Origin of the sequence: Paraburkholderia fungorum, assembly GCF_902833645.1 — a bacterium.
GTDB lineage: Bacteria > Pseudomonadota > Gammaproteobacteria > Burkholderiales > Burkholderiaceae > Paraburkholderia > Paraburkholderia fungorum.
This window is the reverse complement of sequence record NZ_CADFGE010000002.1, coordinates 686,141-701,216: the sequence shown is the minus strand read 5'-3', so window position 1 is coordinate 701,216 and position 15,076 is coordinate 686,141. Positions and strand designations below refer to the sequence as shown.

Annotated in this window: 10 protein-coding genes; 7 read left to right on the top strand and 3 right to left on the bottom strand. The window is 61.5% G+C overall.

Features of this window, described 5'->3' with window-relative positions; translation table 11 throughout:
- Nucleotides 1-120: 120 nt before the first annotated feature.
- From HWX91_RS09830 to HWX91_RS09815, 4 genes are all read left to right on the top strand, one after another.
- On the top strand, nucleotides 121-1,155 hold the full coding sequence (locus HWX91_RS09830; RefSeq protein ID WP_028200620.1) for a M14 family zinc carboxypeptidase: 1,035 nt from the start codon (nucleotides 121-123) through the stop codon (nucleotides 1,153-1,155).
- A complete protein-coding gene (locus tag HWX91_RS09825) occupies nucleotides 1,152-1,928 on the top strand; it encodes an alpha/beta fold hydrolase (RefSeq protein ID WP_028200619.1) in 777 nt (258 codons plus the stop codon). The genes HWX91_RS09830 and HWX91_RS09825 overlap by 4 nt, the downstream gene beginning before the upstream one ends.
- A gap of 154 nt (nucleotides 1,929-2,082) precedes the next feature.
- On the top strand, nucleotides 2,083-6,924 hold the full coding sequence (locus tag HWX91_RS09820) for an NAD-glutamate dehydrogenase (protein WP_028200618.1): 4,842 nt from the start codon (nucleotides 2,083-2,085) through the stop codon (nucleotides 6,922-6,924).
- A 166-nt stretch (nucleotides 6,925-7,090) separates the two neighbouring features.
- Nucleotides 7,091-7,996: a cation diffusion facilitator family transporter gene (locus tag HWX91_RS09815; RefSeq protein ID WP_028200617.1), complete on the top strand. Its 906-nt coding sequence runs from the start codon at nucleotides 7,091-7,093 to the stop codon at nucleotides 7,994-7,996.
- A 42-nt stretch (nucleotides 7,997-8,038) separates the two neighbouring features.
- On the opposite strand, the gene HWX91_RS09810 is transcribed toward HWX91_RS09815, so the two are convergent.
- Nucleotides 8,039-9,019 (bottom strand): aldo/keto reductase, encoded by a 981-nt coding sequence (locus HWX91_RS09810; protein WP_028200616.1) that lies wholly within the window; start codon nucleotides 9,017-9,019, stop codon nucleotides 8,039-8,041.
- Between the two features lie 245 nt (nucleotides 9,020-9,264).
- Here HWX91_RS09810 and HWX91_RS09805 point away from each other — a divergent pair, with 245 nt between their 5' ends.
- Entirely contained in the window at nucleotides 9,265-10,338 is a 1,074-nt protein-coding gene (locus HWX91_RS09805; protein ID WP_028200615.1) for a purine-nucleoside phosphorylase, read from the top strand.
- A gap of 829 nt (nucleotides 10,339-11,167) precedes the next feature.
- On the opposite strand, the gene HWX91_RS09800 is transcribed toward HWX91_RS09805, so the two are convergent.
- On the bottom strand, nucleotides 11,168-11,482 hold the full coding sequence (locus HWX91_RS09800) for a DUF4148 domain-containing protein (protein ID WP_028194943.1): 315 nt from the start codon (nucleotides 11,480-11,482) through the stop codon (nucleotides 11,168-11,170).
- Between the two features lie 223 nt (nucleotides 11,483-11,705).
- A complete protein-coding gene (locus HWX91_RS09795) occupies nucleotides 11,706-12,710 on the bottom strand; it encodes a LysR family transcriptional regulator (protein ID WP_028194942.1) in 1,005 nt (334 codons plus the stop codon).
- Between the two features lie 174 nt (nucleotides 12,711-12,884).
- Here HWX91_RS09795 and HWX91_RS09790 point away from each other — a divergent pair, with 174 nt between their 5' ends.
- Nucleotides 12,885-13,739 (top strand): alpha/beta hydrolase, encoded by an 855-nt coding sequence (locus HWX91_RS09790; protein WP_028194941.1) that lies wholly within the window; start codon nucleotides 12,885-12,887, stop codon nucleotides 13,737-13,739.
- Between the two features lie 45 nt (nucleotides 13,740-13,784).
- Entirely contained in the window at nucleotides 13,785-14,996 is a 1,212-nt protein-coding gene (locus tag HWX91_RS09785) for an efflux RND transporter periplasmic adaptor subunit (RefSeq protein ID WP_028194940.1), read from the top strand.
- Nucleotides 14,997-15,076: the final 80 nt, after the last annotated feature.

The following is a 15,076-nucleotide window of genomic DNA, read 5'->3' as shown; positions in this document are numbered from 1 at the left end:
ACCCGTGTGACACGATCTACGATGTGCGGCATCGGTTTCGCATGACCGTGTGCGGCCAGGCTATATTGCGTCATTGAGTGTGCCGTCCCCAATAACCTTGCAGTTCCTTTCGATGTCGTCATGCAGCCTTTGAGCTTTCTTCCCGACAGTTTTGCGGAGTACGAAGATCTCAAGTCGATCCTCGACCAGGGCAGCGCCAGCTTCGAGATTCGCACAGTCTGCGACACCACGGTGCGGGGGCGGCAATTCGCCGTGCACACCGCGAGTATCGGCTCGACGGATCCACTCGCGCCCGCAATCGGGTTTTTTGGCGGCATTCACGGGCTTGAACGGATCGGCTCGCAACTCGTGCTCGACTACATGCGCGCGCTGCTCGCCCGGCTGGAATGGGACGAACTGCTGGTGCGGCAATTGCAGTCGATTCGTCTGATCTTTATGCCGATCGTCAATCCGGGCGGCATGTGGGCTGCCACGCGGGCCAATCCCAATGGCGTCGATCTGATGCGCAACGCGCCGCAGAATGCCGACGAACGCGTGCCGCTGCTCGCGGGTGGCCAGCGGGTGGGTGCATGGCTGCCCTGGTATCGCGGCCGGCCGGGCGAGCCCATGGAGCCGGAGGCGGCTGCGCTGCTGCAGGTGGTCGAAACCGAAATGGCCGCGCGGCCCCTGAGCATTGCGCTCGACTGCCACTCGGGTTACGGCTGGCGCGATAGCATATGGTTTCCTTACGCGCGCACGCGCAAGCTGATGGCGCATCTGCCGGAAATGTACATGCTCAAAACCATGTTCGAACGCGCGCATCCGCATCATGGCTACGCGTTCGAACCGCAGAGCCACCAGTACCTGCTGCACGGCGACCTGTGGGATTTCGCGTACGACCGCGCGCCGGCGCCGAACATCTTCCTGCCGATGACGCTCGAACTCGGTTCGTGGTTGTGGATCAAGAAGAATCCCCGCCAACTGTTTTCGCGCCAGGGCATGTTCAATCCGGTGAAGGCGCATCGCACCGCGCGCGTGCTGCGGCGTCATGCGAATCTGCTCGATTTCCTCGCGCGTGCGGCGTTCTCGTCGCAACGCTGGCTGCCGCAAGGCAAGCGTCGCGAGCAATTGCTGCAAAGCGCGACTGAGCATTGGTCCAAACCGGCAGTGTTATGAGCACTTGGATTCTGTTGCGCGGATTGACGCGCGAAACCCGCCACTGGGGTCGATTGCCCAGCGTGCTACGCGAAGCGACCGGCACGGATCGCCTTTTGTTGCTCGATCTGCCGGGCAACGGCGAGCTCAACCATTTGCCCGCACCGGCTCGCGTGGAAGAGATGGTGGGCTTCGTGCGGATTGCTGCGCTGCAAACCGGGGCGCCAGGCCCTTATCGCGTACTGGCGATGTCGCTTGGCGGCATGGTGGCGACCGATTGGGCGCAGCGCTATCCCGCCGAAATCGAGAGGCTCGTGCTGATCAACACCAGCATGCGGCCGTTCAGCCGCGTGCACGAACGCCTGCGTCCGTCCGCGTGGCCGGGCCTCGTGGGCGTGGCCGCTCACTGGCTCGATGCGCCGCGCGCGGAAAGCGGCATCCATCGGCTCACGTGCAATAACGTCGAAACGTTGGGCGCGGATCTCGAAGCGTGGAGCGAAATTCGCCGGAGCGCGCCAGTGCTGCGGGGCAACGCGCTACGGCAGCTATGGGCGGCTGCGCGCTTTCGCGCGGCGGCAACGAAGCCGCGTTGCCCGTTGCTGATTCTCTCTTCACGCGCCGACAAACTGGTCAACCCGGTCTGTTCGGCGAAGCTTGCGGCGGCCTGGGGCGCAACGCATCGCGAGCATCAGTGGGCCGGCCACGACCTGCCGCACGACGACCCGGCGTGGACCAGCGAACAGGTCGAGGCATGGCTGAAGCAGGAGGCCGGGGAATCGCAGGCCGTGCTTTAGGCAGAAGCGCTGAAGCGCGACGCATAACGGCAACGGGTATAACCTAAGTGCGCTCATGCATCGCTTTTCGGGGCGGCAGGCGCATAATCCCTCTTCAGACGATGCATGCGAATCGAGCGATACGCGCTATTGCCGCCCGCCAGGGGAGTTGATCATGCAAGCAAAGAATGAAGAAGCCGTCACGCACCTGCTGAACGATGTCTTCGAATTTGCGCGTGGGCGCTTGCCCGAGCCGGCCTTCAAAATCGTCGAACCTTTCTTGCGGCACTACTACGATTTCGTCGACGCCGACGATCTGCAGAGCCGCGCAATCGCCGATCTGTACGGAGCGGCGCTCGCACACTGGCAAACCGCGCAGCGCTTCGTGCCTGGCAGCGAACGGCTGCGCGTCTACAACCCGATACTCGAACAACATGGCTGGCATTCCGATCACACGGTGATCGAGATCGTCAACGACGACATGCCGTTTCTGGTCGATTCGGTATCGATGGCGGTGAACCGTCTCGGGCTTGCGTTGCATTCAGTCGTGCATCCGGTCTTTCGCATCTGGCGTGGTCCGGACGGCAGCATCGTGCGAGTCAGCCAGGGTGCCGAAGACGCCACCGACACGCGCTCGCAGCTTGCCTCGTTCATTCACTTCGAAGTCGACCGTTGCGGCGACGCAGCGAAGCTCGACGCATTGCGTGACGAAATCGCCCGAGTGTTGCGCGACGTGCGTGCCGCAGTGGAAGACTGGCCGAAGATCGTCGAACTCGCGCGCGTCACCGTCAAAGGCATGAAGGCCGGCGAAGCAGGACCCGAAGGGGTCGAAGCTCGTGCATTCCTCGAATGGATGGTGGCCGACCATTTCACGTTTCTCGGCCAGCGCGACTATGAACTCGTGCAGCATGGCGACGGCTTTGGCCTGCGCGCGGTGCCCGGCTCCGGCCTCGGCATTCTGCGCGATGAACTGCGCCCGGCGGGTGCCGCCGAAGTCACACCGTTGCCGCCGGCCGCCGCCGATATCATCTCCGGCTCGTCGCCCATTTTCCTCACCAAGGCCAATTCACGCGCAACTGTGCATCGGCCGGGCTATCTGGATTATGTGGGCATCAAGCTGACGGGGGCGGACGGCAAGACGATCGGCGAGCGGCGGTTCATCGGCCTGTACACCTCTACCGCCTACCTGGTGTCGGCCTCGGAAATTCCAATCGTGCGGCGCAAATGCGCGAACATCGTGCGGCGGGCCGGTTTCCTGCCGAAGGGCCACCTGGCCAAATCGCTCGTGACGGTGCTCGAAACCTATCCGCGCGACGAACTCTTCCAGGCCGACGAAGACCAGCTTTACGATATCGCGCTGGGTGTGCTGCGTTTGCAGGAGCATCAGCGCACGCGTCTGTTCATACGGCGGGATCGTTTTGACCGCTTCGTGTCGTGTCTGGTGTTCGTGCCGCGCGACAAATACAACACGGACCTGCGCCAGCGTATCGCGAACCTGCTTGTCGCCGCATTCAACGGCGAAAGCGTCGAGTTCACGCCGCTGTTATCAGAGTCCACCCTGGCGCGGATTCATTTCGTGGTGCACGCCAAACCCGGCGGCATGCCTCAGGTCGATACGCGCGAACTCGAAGCGCGGCTCGTGCAGGTCACGCGCCGCTGGCAGGACGATCTCGCCGATGCATTGCTCGACGCATTCGGCGAAGAGCAGGGTAATCGTCTTCTGCAACACTATGCGGATTCGTTTCCCGCTGGCTATCGCGACGATTATCCGGCCCGCACCGCGGTGCGCGATATCGAGTTGATCGAGCGTGTGCAGGGCAGCGAACGGCTCGCCATGAACCTGTACCGTCCTATAGAGGCCGGGCCGCGGGCGTTTCGTTTCAAGGTCTATCGGGCGGGCTTGCCGATTGCGTTGTCGCGCAGCTTGCCGATGCTCGAACATCTCGGCGTACGTGTCGATGAAGAGCGGCCCTATCTGATCGAAGCTATCGACGCCACGCCTGCGTGGATTCACGACTTCGGCCTCGAACTCGCGGACGATGCGGAGTTCGATATCGAACGCGTGAAGGATCTGTTCGAAGACGCATTCGAACAGGTGTGGACCGGCGCAATCGAAAGCGACGATTTCAACCGCCTCGTGCTGCGCGCGCAATTGAGTGCGCGCGAGGTGACGATTCTGCGTGCCTATGCCAAGTACTTGAGGCAGGTGGGCTCGACATTCAGCGACGCGTACATCGAACGCGCGGTCACCGGCAATCCGGCGATTGCCCGCATGCTGGTGGAGTTGTTCATTGCGCGCTTCGATCCGGTACTCGGCGATACGCGTGACGTTCGCGTCGACGGTTTGCTGAAGCGGATCGACAGTGCGCTCGATCAGGTGCCGAATCTCGACGAGGACCGGATACTGCGGCAATTCCTTGGCGTCATCAAGGCGACGCAGCGCACGAACTACTACCGATTCGATGCTGAGGGCCATGCCAAACCGTATCTGTCGTTCAAATTCGATCCCGCGCATGTCCCCGGTTTGCCCGAACCGAAACCGATGTTCGAAATCTGGGTGTACTCGCCGCGAGTAGAAGGCATGCATTTGCGCGGCGGCCGTGTCGCGCGCGGCGGTCTGCGCTGGTCGGACCGGCGTGAGGACTTCCGCACGGAAGTGCTCGGCTTGATGAAAGCGCAGATGGTGAAGAACGTGGTGATCGTGCCGGTCGGTTCAAAGGGCGGTTTCGTCGTGAAGAATCCGCCGCCGCTGGCCGAGCGTGACGCGTGGATGCGTGAAGGCATCGCGTGCTATCAGACCTTCCTGCGCGGCTTGCTCGATCTAACCGACAACCTCGCGGGTACCACGATCGTGCCGCCGCCCGATGTGGTGCGGCACGACCCTGACGATCCGTATCTGGTGGTTGCCGCCGACAAGGGCACCGCTACCTTCTCCGACTACGCGAACGCGATCTCTCAGGAGTACGGATTCTGGCTCGACGACGCTTTCGCGTCCGGCGGTTCCGTCGGCTATGACCACAAGAAAATGGCTATCACGGCGCGCGGTGCGTGGGAGTCGGTCAAGCGGCACTTCCGGGAAATGGGCGTCGATACGCAGGCAACGGATTTCACCGTCGTCGGCATCGGCGACATGTCGGGCGATGTATTCGGTAATGGCATGCTGCTGTCACCGCATATCAAACTGGTGGCCGCGTTCGATCATCGGCATATCTTTCTCGATCCGAACCCCGACCCCGCAGTAAGCCTTGCCGAACGTGGGCGTTTGTTCGGTATGGACCGCTCGAGTTGGGCCGACTACGATCCGTCGCTGATCTCGGCCGGCGGCGGCGTGTTCCCTCGCACCGCCAAGACGATTCCGTTGTCCGCGGCGGTGCAGTCGGCGCTTGGCATCAGCGCGCCGGCGCTTGCGCCCGCTGAATTGATGCGCGCGATTCTGCAGGCGCCTGTCGATCTGCTCTACAACGGCGGCATAGGCACCTATGTGAAGGCGACCCGTGAAACGCATCAGCAGGTCGGCGACCGTGCCAATGATGCGATCCGTGTCAACGGCGCCGATCTGCAGTGCAAGGTCGTGGCCGAAGGTGGCAATCTCGGTCTTACGCAACTGGGGCGTATCGAGTTTGCGCAGCGCGGCGGCCGCATCAATACCGACGCGATCGATAACTCCGCCGGGGTCGACTGCTCGGACCACGAGGTCAACATCAAGATTTTGCTGGGCCTCGTCGTCTCCGATGGCGAAATGACCGGGAAGCAGCGCAATACGCTGCTCGCGGAAATGACCGATGAAGTCGGGCTGCTTGTCTTGCAGGACAACTACTACCAGACTCAGGCGCTCTCGATCGCGGGCCGTTATGGCGTCGAGTTGCTTGATGCCGAAGCGCGCCTGATGCGTTATCTCGAACGCGCGGGCCGTCTGAATCGCGTGATCGAGTTCTTGCCGAGCGATGAAGAGGTCACTGAACGCCAGGCCGCGAAACAGGGGCTGACCACGCCGGAGCGCGCGGTGCTGCTTGCCTATAGCAAGATGTGGCTGTACGACGCGTTGCTTGAATCATCGATGCCGGAAGACCCGCTCGTCAGCGACATGCTGGTCGAGTACTTTCCGAAGCCGTTGCGGCAACGCTTCAGCGATCCGATGCAGCGCCACCCGTTGCGGCGGGAAATCCTCGCCACCCATCTGACCAATGCGCTGGTGAATCGCGTGGGTTGCGAGTTCGTGCATCGGCTGATGGAAGAGACCGATGCGAAGCCTGGCGACATCGTGCGGGCCTGCATCATGGCGCGCGATGTGTTCGATCTCGACGACGTGTGGCGCAGCATCGACGCGCTCGACAATCGTGTCGCCGACGACGTGCAGGCACGCATGTTCGTCGAAGTGGCGCGGCTCGTCGAACGTTCCGCGTTGTGGTTCTTGCGGCAACTGCAATCGGGCGCGGTCAGCGACGGCGATGTCGCCGGCTTGCTCGCACGTTGCCGCGACGCGGCGCAACGGCTCGCGCCGCAATGGCCCGCGCTGTTGCCGGCCGCCGATCTCGAAGCGCTGTCCGAGCGGCAGCGCGTGCTCGTGGATGCCGGTGTCGATAGCGACCTCGCGGTGCGCATTGCCAGTGGTGAGATTTCGGCGGCGCTGCTAGACATTGCCGAAGTGTCGTCGACCTGCGGGCGCGATCTCGAACTCGTGGCGGGCGTCTACTTCGCGCTTGGCACGTTGCTGAACTACAGCTGGATCAGCGAGCGGGCGGCCGCACTGCCGGCACCCACGCACTGGGACATGCTGGCGCGTGCTACGGCGCTGGCGGAGCTCGCACGCCTGAAACGCGCGCTGACCACGAGCGCGCTGGCCGATGCCGACGAGGCGTCGACGCCCGAGGGCCTGGTTCAGACATGGCGCGAGAAGCGCGCTGCGCAACTCGAGCGTTACGCGCGCCTGCTTGCCGATTTGCGGGCCACGGGCGGCGCGAGCTTGTCGATGCTGCTGGTGATCGTGCGCGAGATGGCGGCGCTCGAAAGAGCATAGCGGGACGAAGCGGGAGCAAGGGCGAGCAAGGGCAGATGTGCTGCATACGTCGCGATACCCGGCGCGAGACAGCGTCGGGATTGGACGCATGCCGTCCGGCATGGCCATAATACGAACTCTTGCTCACTGAAAGCGCTCTGCAAACTCACGGAACCCCGCCACGACGATGAAAGAAGAATCGCCGAAAGCCATCTTTTATGCGCTAGCCGCCAATCTCGGCATCGCCATCTGCAAGTTCGCTGCCGCTGCCTTCACCGCTTCCGGTTCGATGTTCGCTGAAGCGATTCACTCCACCGCCGACTGCGGTAACCAGTTGCTGCTGCTATTCGGCCTGCGCCAGGCGCGCCGGCCCGCGAGCCCGTTGCATCCTATGGGCGGTGGCCGCGAGATTAATTTCTATTCGTTGCTGGTGGCGTTGCTGTTGTTCTTTGTGGGTGGCGCGTTTTCGGTGTACGAGGGCGTGCATCGCCTGTTCGCGCGGGAACCTTTGCAGTACGCGTATGTGGCGCTTGTCGTACTGGGTGTTTCGGTCGTGCTCGAGACGCTTTCGCTGTGGGGGGCGATCAAGGAGATCCGCAAGACGCATCCCGATAAAAGCCTGTGGCGCTGGTTTCGCGAAACGCGCGAGTCCGAACTGCTGGTGGTGGCCGGCGAGGACATTGCCGCGCTAGCGGGTCTTGCAATCGCCTTCGTCGCGGTGCTGCTGACGATGGTGACCGGCAATCCTGTCTATGATGCGTTGGGTTCCATCGGCGTGGGTGTCTTGTTGATGGTGATTGCGTGGCTGGTGGCGCGCGAAGTGAAGTCCATGATCGTCGGCGAATCGGCGGGTCCGGAAGTGCGCGGCGCGATCGAGGCGCATCTGCGCGCCCGGTCGGAGATTCGCAGCATCATCAATATGATTACGCTGCAATGGGGCCGTCACGTTGTGGTGGCCGTGCAGGCTGAAATGATCGACTATGCGAGCGGCCGCGCGATGGTCGACGCGATCAACGAGATCGAAGCGGACCTGCAGGCGGCATTTCCACAGGTGCGCTGGGTGTTTTTTGAGCCGGACGTGCCGAGGGTTTGATGCGTTGTCCCGCTCGCGATGCCCGTCCGGTCCCTTTACCGTTTACTCAAACCCGGTCACCGCGTGCGGCACATACAGTTCTTCCAGCCGGCGGATTTCGTCCGCGCTCAGGTTCAACGACAGCGCGGCGACCGCGTCGTCCAGGTGATGCAGCTTGGTCGCGCCGACGATCGGCGCGGTGATCGGCTTCTTCTGCAAGACCCACGCGAGGGCCACCTGCGCCCGCGGCACCCCGCGTTCCCTGGCAATCTCACTGACACGCTCGACGACCCGGCGATCCGCGTCTTCGGTTTGCGCGTATAAGGTGCGGCCGAACGCGTCGGTCTCCGAGCGTGCGCTTTCGGTGTTCCAGTCGCGTGTCAGGCGTCCGCGTGCCAGCGGGCTCCACGGAATTACACCGATGCCTTCGCTTTCGCACAGCGGCAGCATCTCGCGCTCTTCCTCGCGGTAGAGCAGATTCACGTAGTTCTGCATGGTCACGAAACGCGTCCAGCCATTGCTTTCGGCTACATGCAGCGCCTTGGCGAACTGCCATGCATACATCGACGATGCACCGATATAGCGCGCCTTGCCGGCTTTCACGACGTCGTGCAGTGCTTCCATGGTTTCTTCGATCGGTGTGCCGTAGTCCCAGCGGTGGATCTGATACAGATCGACGTAATCCGTACCGAGGCGTCGCAAGCTATTGTCGATTTCGGTCATGATTGCCTTTCGCGACAGGCCGGCGCCGTTCGGACCCGGATGCATGCGGCTATTCACCTTGGTGGCCAGTACGATCTCGTCGCGCCTTGCAAAGTCCTTGAGCGCCCGGCCGACGATTTCTTCGCTGGTGCCGTCCGAGTAAACGTTGGCCGTATCGAAGAAATTGATGCCGTGGTCGAGTGCCTGCTTGATGAAAGAACGTGCCGCTTCATCATCGAGCGACCAGGGGTGCGTACCGCGAGCGGGTACGCCGTAGCTCATACAACCGAGACAAAGACGCGATACATCGAGGCCGGTGCGGCCGAGTTTCACATAGTCCATCGTGATGCTCCTGGGTTGAAGCGCGCAAACGCGATGCGTGCTGAAGGTACTTCATTATAAGAACGGCGGCGTTGACGCGCTGGGTGGCCGACGGGCCGCACAGGCATGCGGGTAGGCGGGAGTTCAGGCGCGGTGCATGAATTGCCCCAACACGTAGTGGAAAATAATTTCTTCGCATCTATACTTCTTTCGGCTTGAAAGCAGTCCCTCTCCCAACTTGCATCAAAAGAAAAGGAAGGATCCCGATGCTGACTCGCACACTTGGCGCGTTCTGCGCAATGACACTTGCGGCTTGCGCCGCTTTCACGTCCGGCCCGGCTAGTGCTGACGACAACGCGGGCTACTGGCAAGGCGACGGCGGCTCACGTGGGCTGCCGGTCAAGGTGATGATCATTTCGATGTTCGCACCCGAGGGGCAGGTATGGCTGGACCGCCTCGGGCCGTGGCGTGAGATTACGGTCGACGGCCTGTCACCGGATTACCCGACGGTTCATTGCAACAAGCAGGACGTGTGTGTCATGACGACTGGCATGGGGCATAGCAATGCTGCCGCGTCGATCATGGCGTTGACCTTCTCGCCGCGTTTCGACTTGCGGCATACGTACTTTATGGTCGCGGGGATTGCCGGGATCGATCCGCAGCAGGGCACGGTCGGGTCTGCCGCGTGGGCGAAGTATCTTGTGGATTTCGGCATCCAGTGGGAGCTCGATGCGCGGGAGATTCCGCCGGGCTGGACTACCGGGTATCTGGGGATCAATACCACGAGTCCTGCGGCCAAGCCGCCGCTCGACTATCGGACGGAGGTGTTCCAGTTGAATTCCCAACTGGCCGATACGGCGTTTGCTTTGTCGCGCAGTGTGGTGCTGTCTGATAGTGCTCAGGCGCAGGCAGCGCGAGCCAAGTATTCTTATGCGCCGGCGAATCGGCCGCCTACCGTTATTCAATGCGACACGCTGGCTGGAGACACCTGGTGGTCAGGGACGCTGCTTGGGCAGCGCGCGCGGGACTGGACCAGGATTTTGACCGACGGCAAGGGGGTTTATTGCACGACGCAGCAGGAGGATAACGCGACGTATGAGGCGCTTAAGCGCGCGGCCTCGGTGCATAAGGTGGATTTGAATCGCGTTGCGGTGCTGCGGGCCGGGTCGGATTTTGATCGGCCATATGATGGGCAGACTAGTGCGGATAATCTGCTTAACTATGCTGCGCAAGGGGGTTTTACGATTGCTATTGAGAATTTGTATAGGGCGGGGAGCCCGCTTGTGCAGGATATTGTGAGTCATTGGGGGGAGTGGAGGGAAGGGGTGCCTAAGAGGTAAGGGTTTGGCCTGCTCGGCGGTTTTTGTTGTTGATCTGGGCTTTTGGCCTTTCCTTGTTTTGTTTGTGGTCTGTTTGGGTTGGTCTTTTGGCCTTTCCTTGAATTGTTAGTGGTCTATTAGCGTTGCCCCTGTGCGGGGCGGCACCTACTTTTCTTTGCCTGCCGCAAAGAAAAGTAGGCAAAAGAAAGCGGCTTTACACCGCCAGCTCATAAGCGGGTCCCCCGCACAGCCACGGTAGTGGTGCATCTGGAATCTGTGTCCTCGCACACTCCGCGCCGTTGACACAGGGCTCATCAGCTCCCACTCCGCACTGCGTGCGTCGCGGACGGGTCTACCAGGGAAACCGGCGGAGCGCCTGGCATACCTGATGGTTTTTGAAACCGGGTTTCGGCGGCGCAGGCCGCCGGAGGTATGACTGCCTTGTCACTAGGGCTGAAGGTGCGAGGCGACAGATTCCAGATGCACCACTACCGCTACTGTGCGGGGGACCCGCTTAAAAATTAGCGGTGTGAGCCGCTTTCTTTTGCCTACTTTTCTTTGCGGCAGGCAAAGAAAAGTAGGTGCCGCCCCGCACAGGGGCAACGCTAATAGACCACTAACAAAACAAGGAAAGGCCAAAAGACCCAGATCAACAACAATACCGCCGAAACAGGCAAAAAAACCGCTATTGCTGTGGCGCCCGATAAGGCGTCCAAACAGGCGCATCCACACCCCAATCATCGAGTTCAGACGGCGTCATAACGTACTCCTTGATAAAGAGCGAAACAAAAAACGAAAAAACCGCAATGAAAATTTCTTATGGAAACCGAATCATCGCGGCGTAGCCGCTTTACTGCCCATCAGCAACACGTGTCACATTGCCATTTCTGCCTTCCTGCAAGGCAATGCGCGCAGCCTGCGTCTGCCCAATCAAACCTTTATTCGGGTACGACGTGCGATTCAACGCGGGCAGCGACCCATCCCGATACGCTGCAACCAGTTCAGCCTGAACCTCAGCGCGAGTCTTCCCACCCGTAGTCGGAGCAGGTTGCGTTTCATAGGTGCCCGCACGACCAATACCCCCGCCACCAGCACTGCCTTGCGCAAACACCGGCGCGCTGGCCAGCAGCGAAAGAGCGAGACCTGCCAAAAGATTGCGTTTCATGATTCACTCCTGTCGATTCATTTGCAGCGCAAGCAGCGCCGCGACAGGGTGAAATGTAGACTTCGAGCCAGTGCGGATAAATCGCACTTTCGCGAAATGAATTGTCGCGATTCCAGAACAATCGCGATAACGTGCTCGCCCCGCCGGTTACTGCAGGGCAACCGCGGCATTAGAGCCGCGGTCGGAATTCACTGTTCCAGATTCTGTACTTCACTAGTGCGAATCAGGCAACCCATTCCGTCATCACCGGCGTATCGAGCGTCGGCGCGGATTCGCGTTCTTCAAAAGTACGCTTCGTGCACATCGCGTCCAGACTGCCACGCCCGCTCAGCAACGGGCAACGATCGAACAGCTCGGCAATCCAGTCTACGAAAACACGGACTTTAGGCGACAGATGCCGACTGTGCGGATAGACTGCGGAAATCGGCATCGGTAAAGGCTTCAGCTCCGGCAGTACTTCAACCAGCTGGCCCGAACGCAGATGCGGCAGCACCATGAAGAGCGCCGGCTGAATCAGACCGAAACCCTCCAGTCCGCAAGTTACGTAGGCATCGGCGTCGTTCACCGACACAATGCCCTTCATTTTCACTTCGACTTCTTTGCCATCAACCATGAAGGCCCAATCGATCGTGCGCCCCGTGCGGCTCGAAAAATAATTGACTGCTTTGTGATTCTCGAGGTCCTCGAGCGACGTCGGCATGCCCGCGCGTTCGATGTAGTCGGGGGCAGCGCAGGTCACGCCCTCGAACAAACCGATACGTCGCGCCACCAGCGACGAATCCTGTAACGCACCCACACGTACAACGCAATCCACGCCTTCCTGCAACAGGTCGACGGGCCGGTCCGTCAATCCCAGCTGCAGGTCGATGTCCGGGTAGCGCGTGTGGAATTCACATAAAGAAGGGATCACCAGCAAGCGTCCGATCGATCCCGGCATGTCGATGCGCAGCTTGCCATGCGGCTTCTTGTTGCCGCTCTGGAAGCTGGCTTCGGTCTCTTCGACGTCCGCCAGGATGCGCACGCAGCGTTCGTAATACGCAGCGCCGTCCGGCGTGAGCGACAAACGCCGTGTGGTCCGGTGCATCAGGCGCGTGCCGAGGAACGCTTCGAGATTCTGAATGATGGTGGTAACCGATGCGCGCGGCAGGTCGAGCGTTTCCGCCGCACGGGTAAAGCTGTTGGTGTCGACGACGCGCGTGAACACTTGCATGGCCTGAAGCCGGTCCATTGCAAACCTCCAGAAAGGGGCGGGCGCACTGAGCAGGAATCGAATCCGCAGAGCAATCGCATTCGATTGTTCAGGGGCGCCGAATTGTGTTGCCGGATTATAGGCATTTATTTACGAGTCTGCCGAACCCACAATTCGCACCATTGAAGTTCTATGCGCATTGCGCGGCTCGACATGGATGCATTTAAACCGCCGTACTCCTTTGTGCCCGCCGCCAGCGGCCCGGCACAAGCTGACAGCACGGCACTTGAGGTCACTGACGTGCGGATCGAAGGGCACGCCCAGGACATAACGTTGCGTTTGTACCGGCATTTACAGAAAACCGCACTGCCAGTACTGCTTTATTTTCACGGCGGCGGTTTTACGAAGGGCTCGATCGATCAGGCCGACTACGCCGCGCGTTATTTCGCAGAACACTTACCGGCACTGGTGGTCTCGGTCGGTTATTCGCTGGCGCCGCAGTTTCCGTTTCCGGCGGCGCCTGAAGACGCCCATCGCGCGGCGCTGTGGGTGCAGACAAGAGCGCGCGCGTTTGGCGGGAATAGCAAGAAGGTTGGCGTGGCGGGCCACGACGCGGGTGGGCAACTGGCCAACTGCCTTGCTTTTATCGCTCGCGATCGCGGCGACGTGCGCATTGCCGCGCAGGCGCTGTTCGGACCGATGCTCGACCCGAGCCTCACGCGTCTCGGCGACGAGAAGCGTCTGGGTTCGGACATCACGGCGAAGGAATGCGCGGCGTGTTATCGCGCGTACTTGCCGCAAGCGTCGCAACGCATGCATCCGTATGCCGCGCCGCTCGAGTCGTCACGTCTCGCGGGCCTGCCGGCCACGCTGATCGCGACGGCGCAAAACGATGTGCTGCATGTGGAGGCGGAGAAATACGCGAGCAGTCTGATCGACGCGGGTGTGCTGACCCAGGTGGTCCGCTATCCCAGCATCTCGCACGCCGCGTTGGCCGACCATCCGCCCGCCTTGCAGGAAGCGGTCAGGTTTTTTCAGTGGCGCTTCGATGCGCGCGCCCATCGCTGAGACAGAAATAAGCAGAACTTTAACCAACGATACCGGGAGCTTCACATGACTATCCTTCCTCTTTCCCGTCGCCGTGTGGCGATTGCAGCACTAGCCGTCATCGTGGTGGCCGGGCTGGGCACGTTTGGCGCGATACGCGTCGATGCAAGCTCGCCTGCCGCGCCGACCATCGTGCCGGAAGTCGATGTTGCCACCGTGGTGCAAAAGACCATCACCGACTGGCAAAGCTATTCGGGCCGCCTCGAAGCGGTCGAAAAAGTCGAGGTCCGTTCGCAGGTGCCGGGCACGATCGTGTCCGTCAACTTCAAGGATGGCGCGCTCGTGAAGAAGGGCGACACGCTGTTCGTGATCGATCCGCGTCCGTACGCAGCCGAAGTCGACCGCGCCGAAGCACAGCTCGCAGCCGCGCAGGCGCGCACCGGCTACACGCAAAGCGACTGGGAGCGTGCGCAACGCCTGATCGCCGACAACGCGATCGCCAAACGCGATTACGACGAGAAGCAGAACGCCGCGCGCGAAGCGAGTGCCAACCTGAAGGCCGCGCAGGCGGCCGTGGAAACGGCTCGCATCAATCTCGGCTACACGAAGATCGTCGCGCCGGTGTCGGGCCGCGTGTCGCGCGCGGAAATCACGGTGGGCAACGTGGTGGCGGCGGGGGCAGGCTCGGTGCCGCTCACCACGCTAGTGTCGGTTTCGCCGATCTACGCATCGTTCGACGTCGACGAACAGACCTACCTGCAGTACCTGAGCCGCGCGAAAGATGGCCGCAAGGTGCCGGTGGACCTGGGTCTGGCGGATGAAAGCGGCTACTCGCGCAGCGGCACGATCGAATCCGTCGACAACCGGCTGGACACGTCGTCCGGCACCATCCGGGTGCGCGCGCGTTTCGATAACCAGGATGGTGCATTGATTCCGGGGCTGTATGCACGCGTGAAGGTCGGCGGCAGCGAGCCGCATCCGGCACTGCTGATCGACGACGCCGCGGTGGGCACCGATCAGGACAAGAAGTTCGTGCTGGTGGTCGACCAGAACAATCACGTCGTCTACCGGGAAATCGCGGTCGGCAGCATGCAGGGCAATCTGCGCGTGGTCAAGAGCGGTCTGCAGCCGACCGACCGGATCGTCGTGAACGGTATCCAGCGCGTGCGTCCGGGCGATGCAGTGCGCGCCCATATGGTGCCGATGACGGCCGATCAGGATCCGAATAGCGCACCGCTTGCGCAGACGCGAGCGAAAACCGCGGACAAGAACTCGTGAGCTTCATGCGCCGCGTTTATCCAGTTCGTCTGATCCAGCCGTATTTTCCGGCGATAGCGGGCGCGTGCTCCAACGTTAAG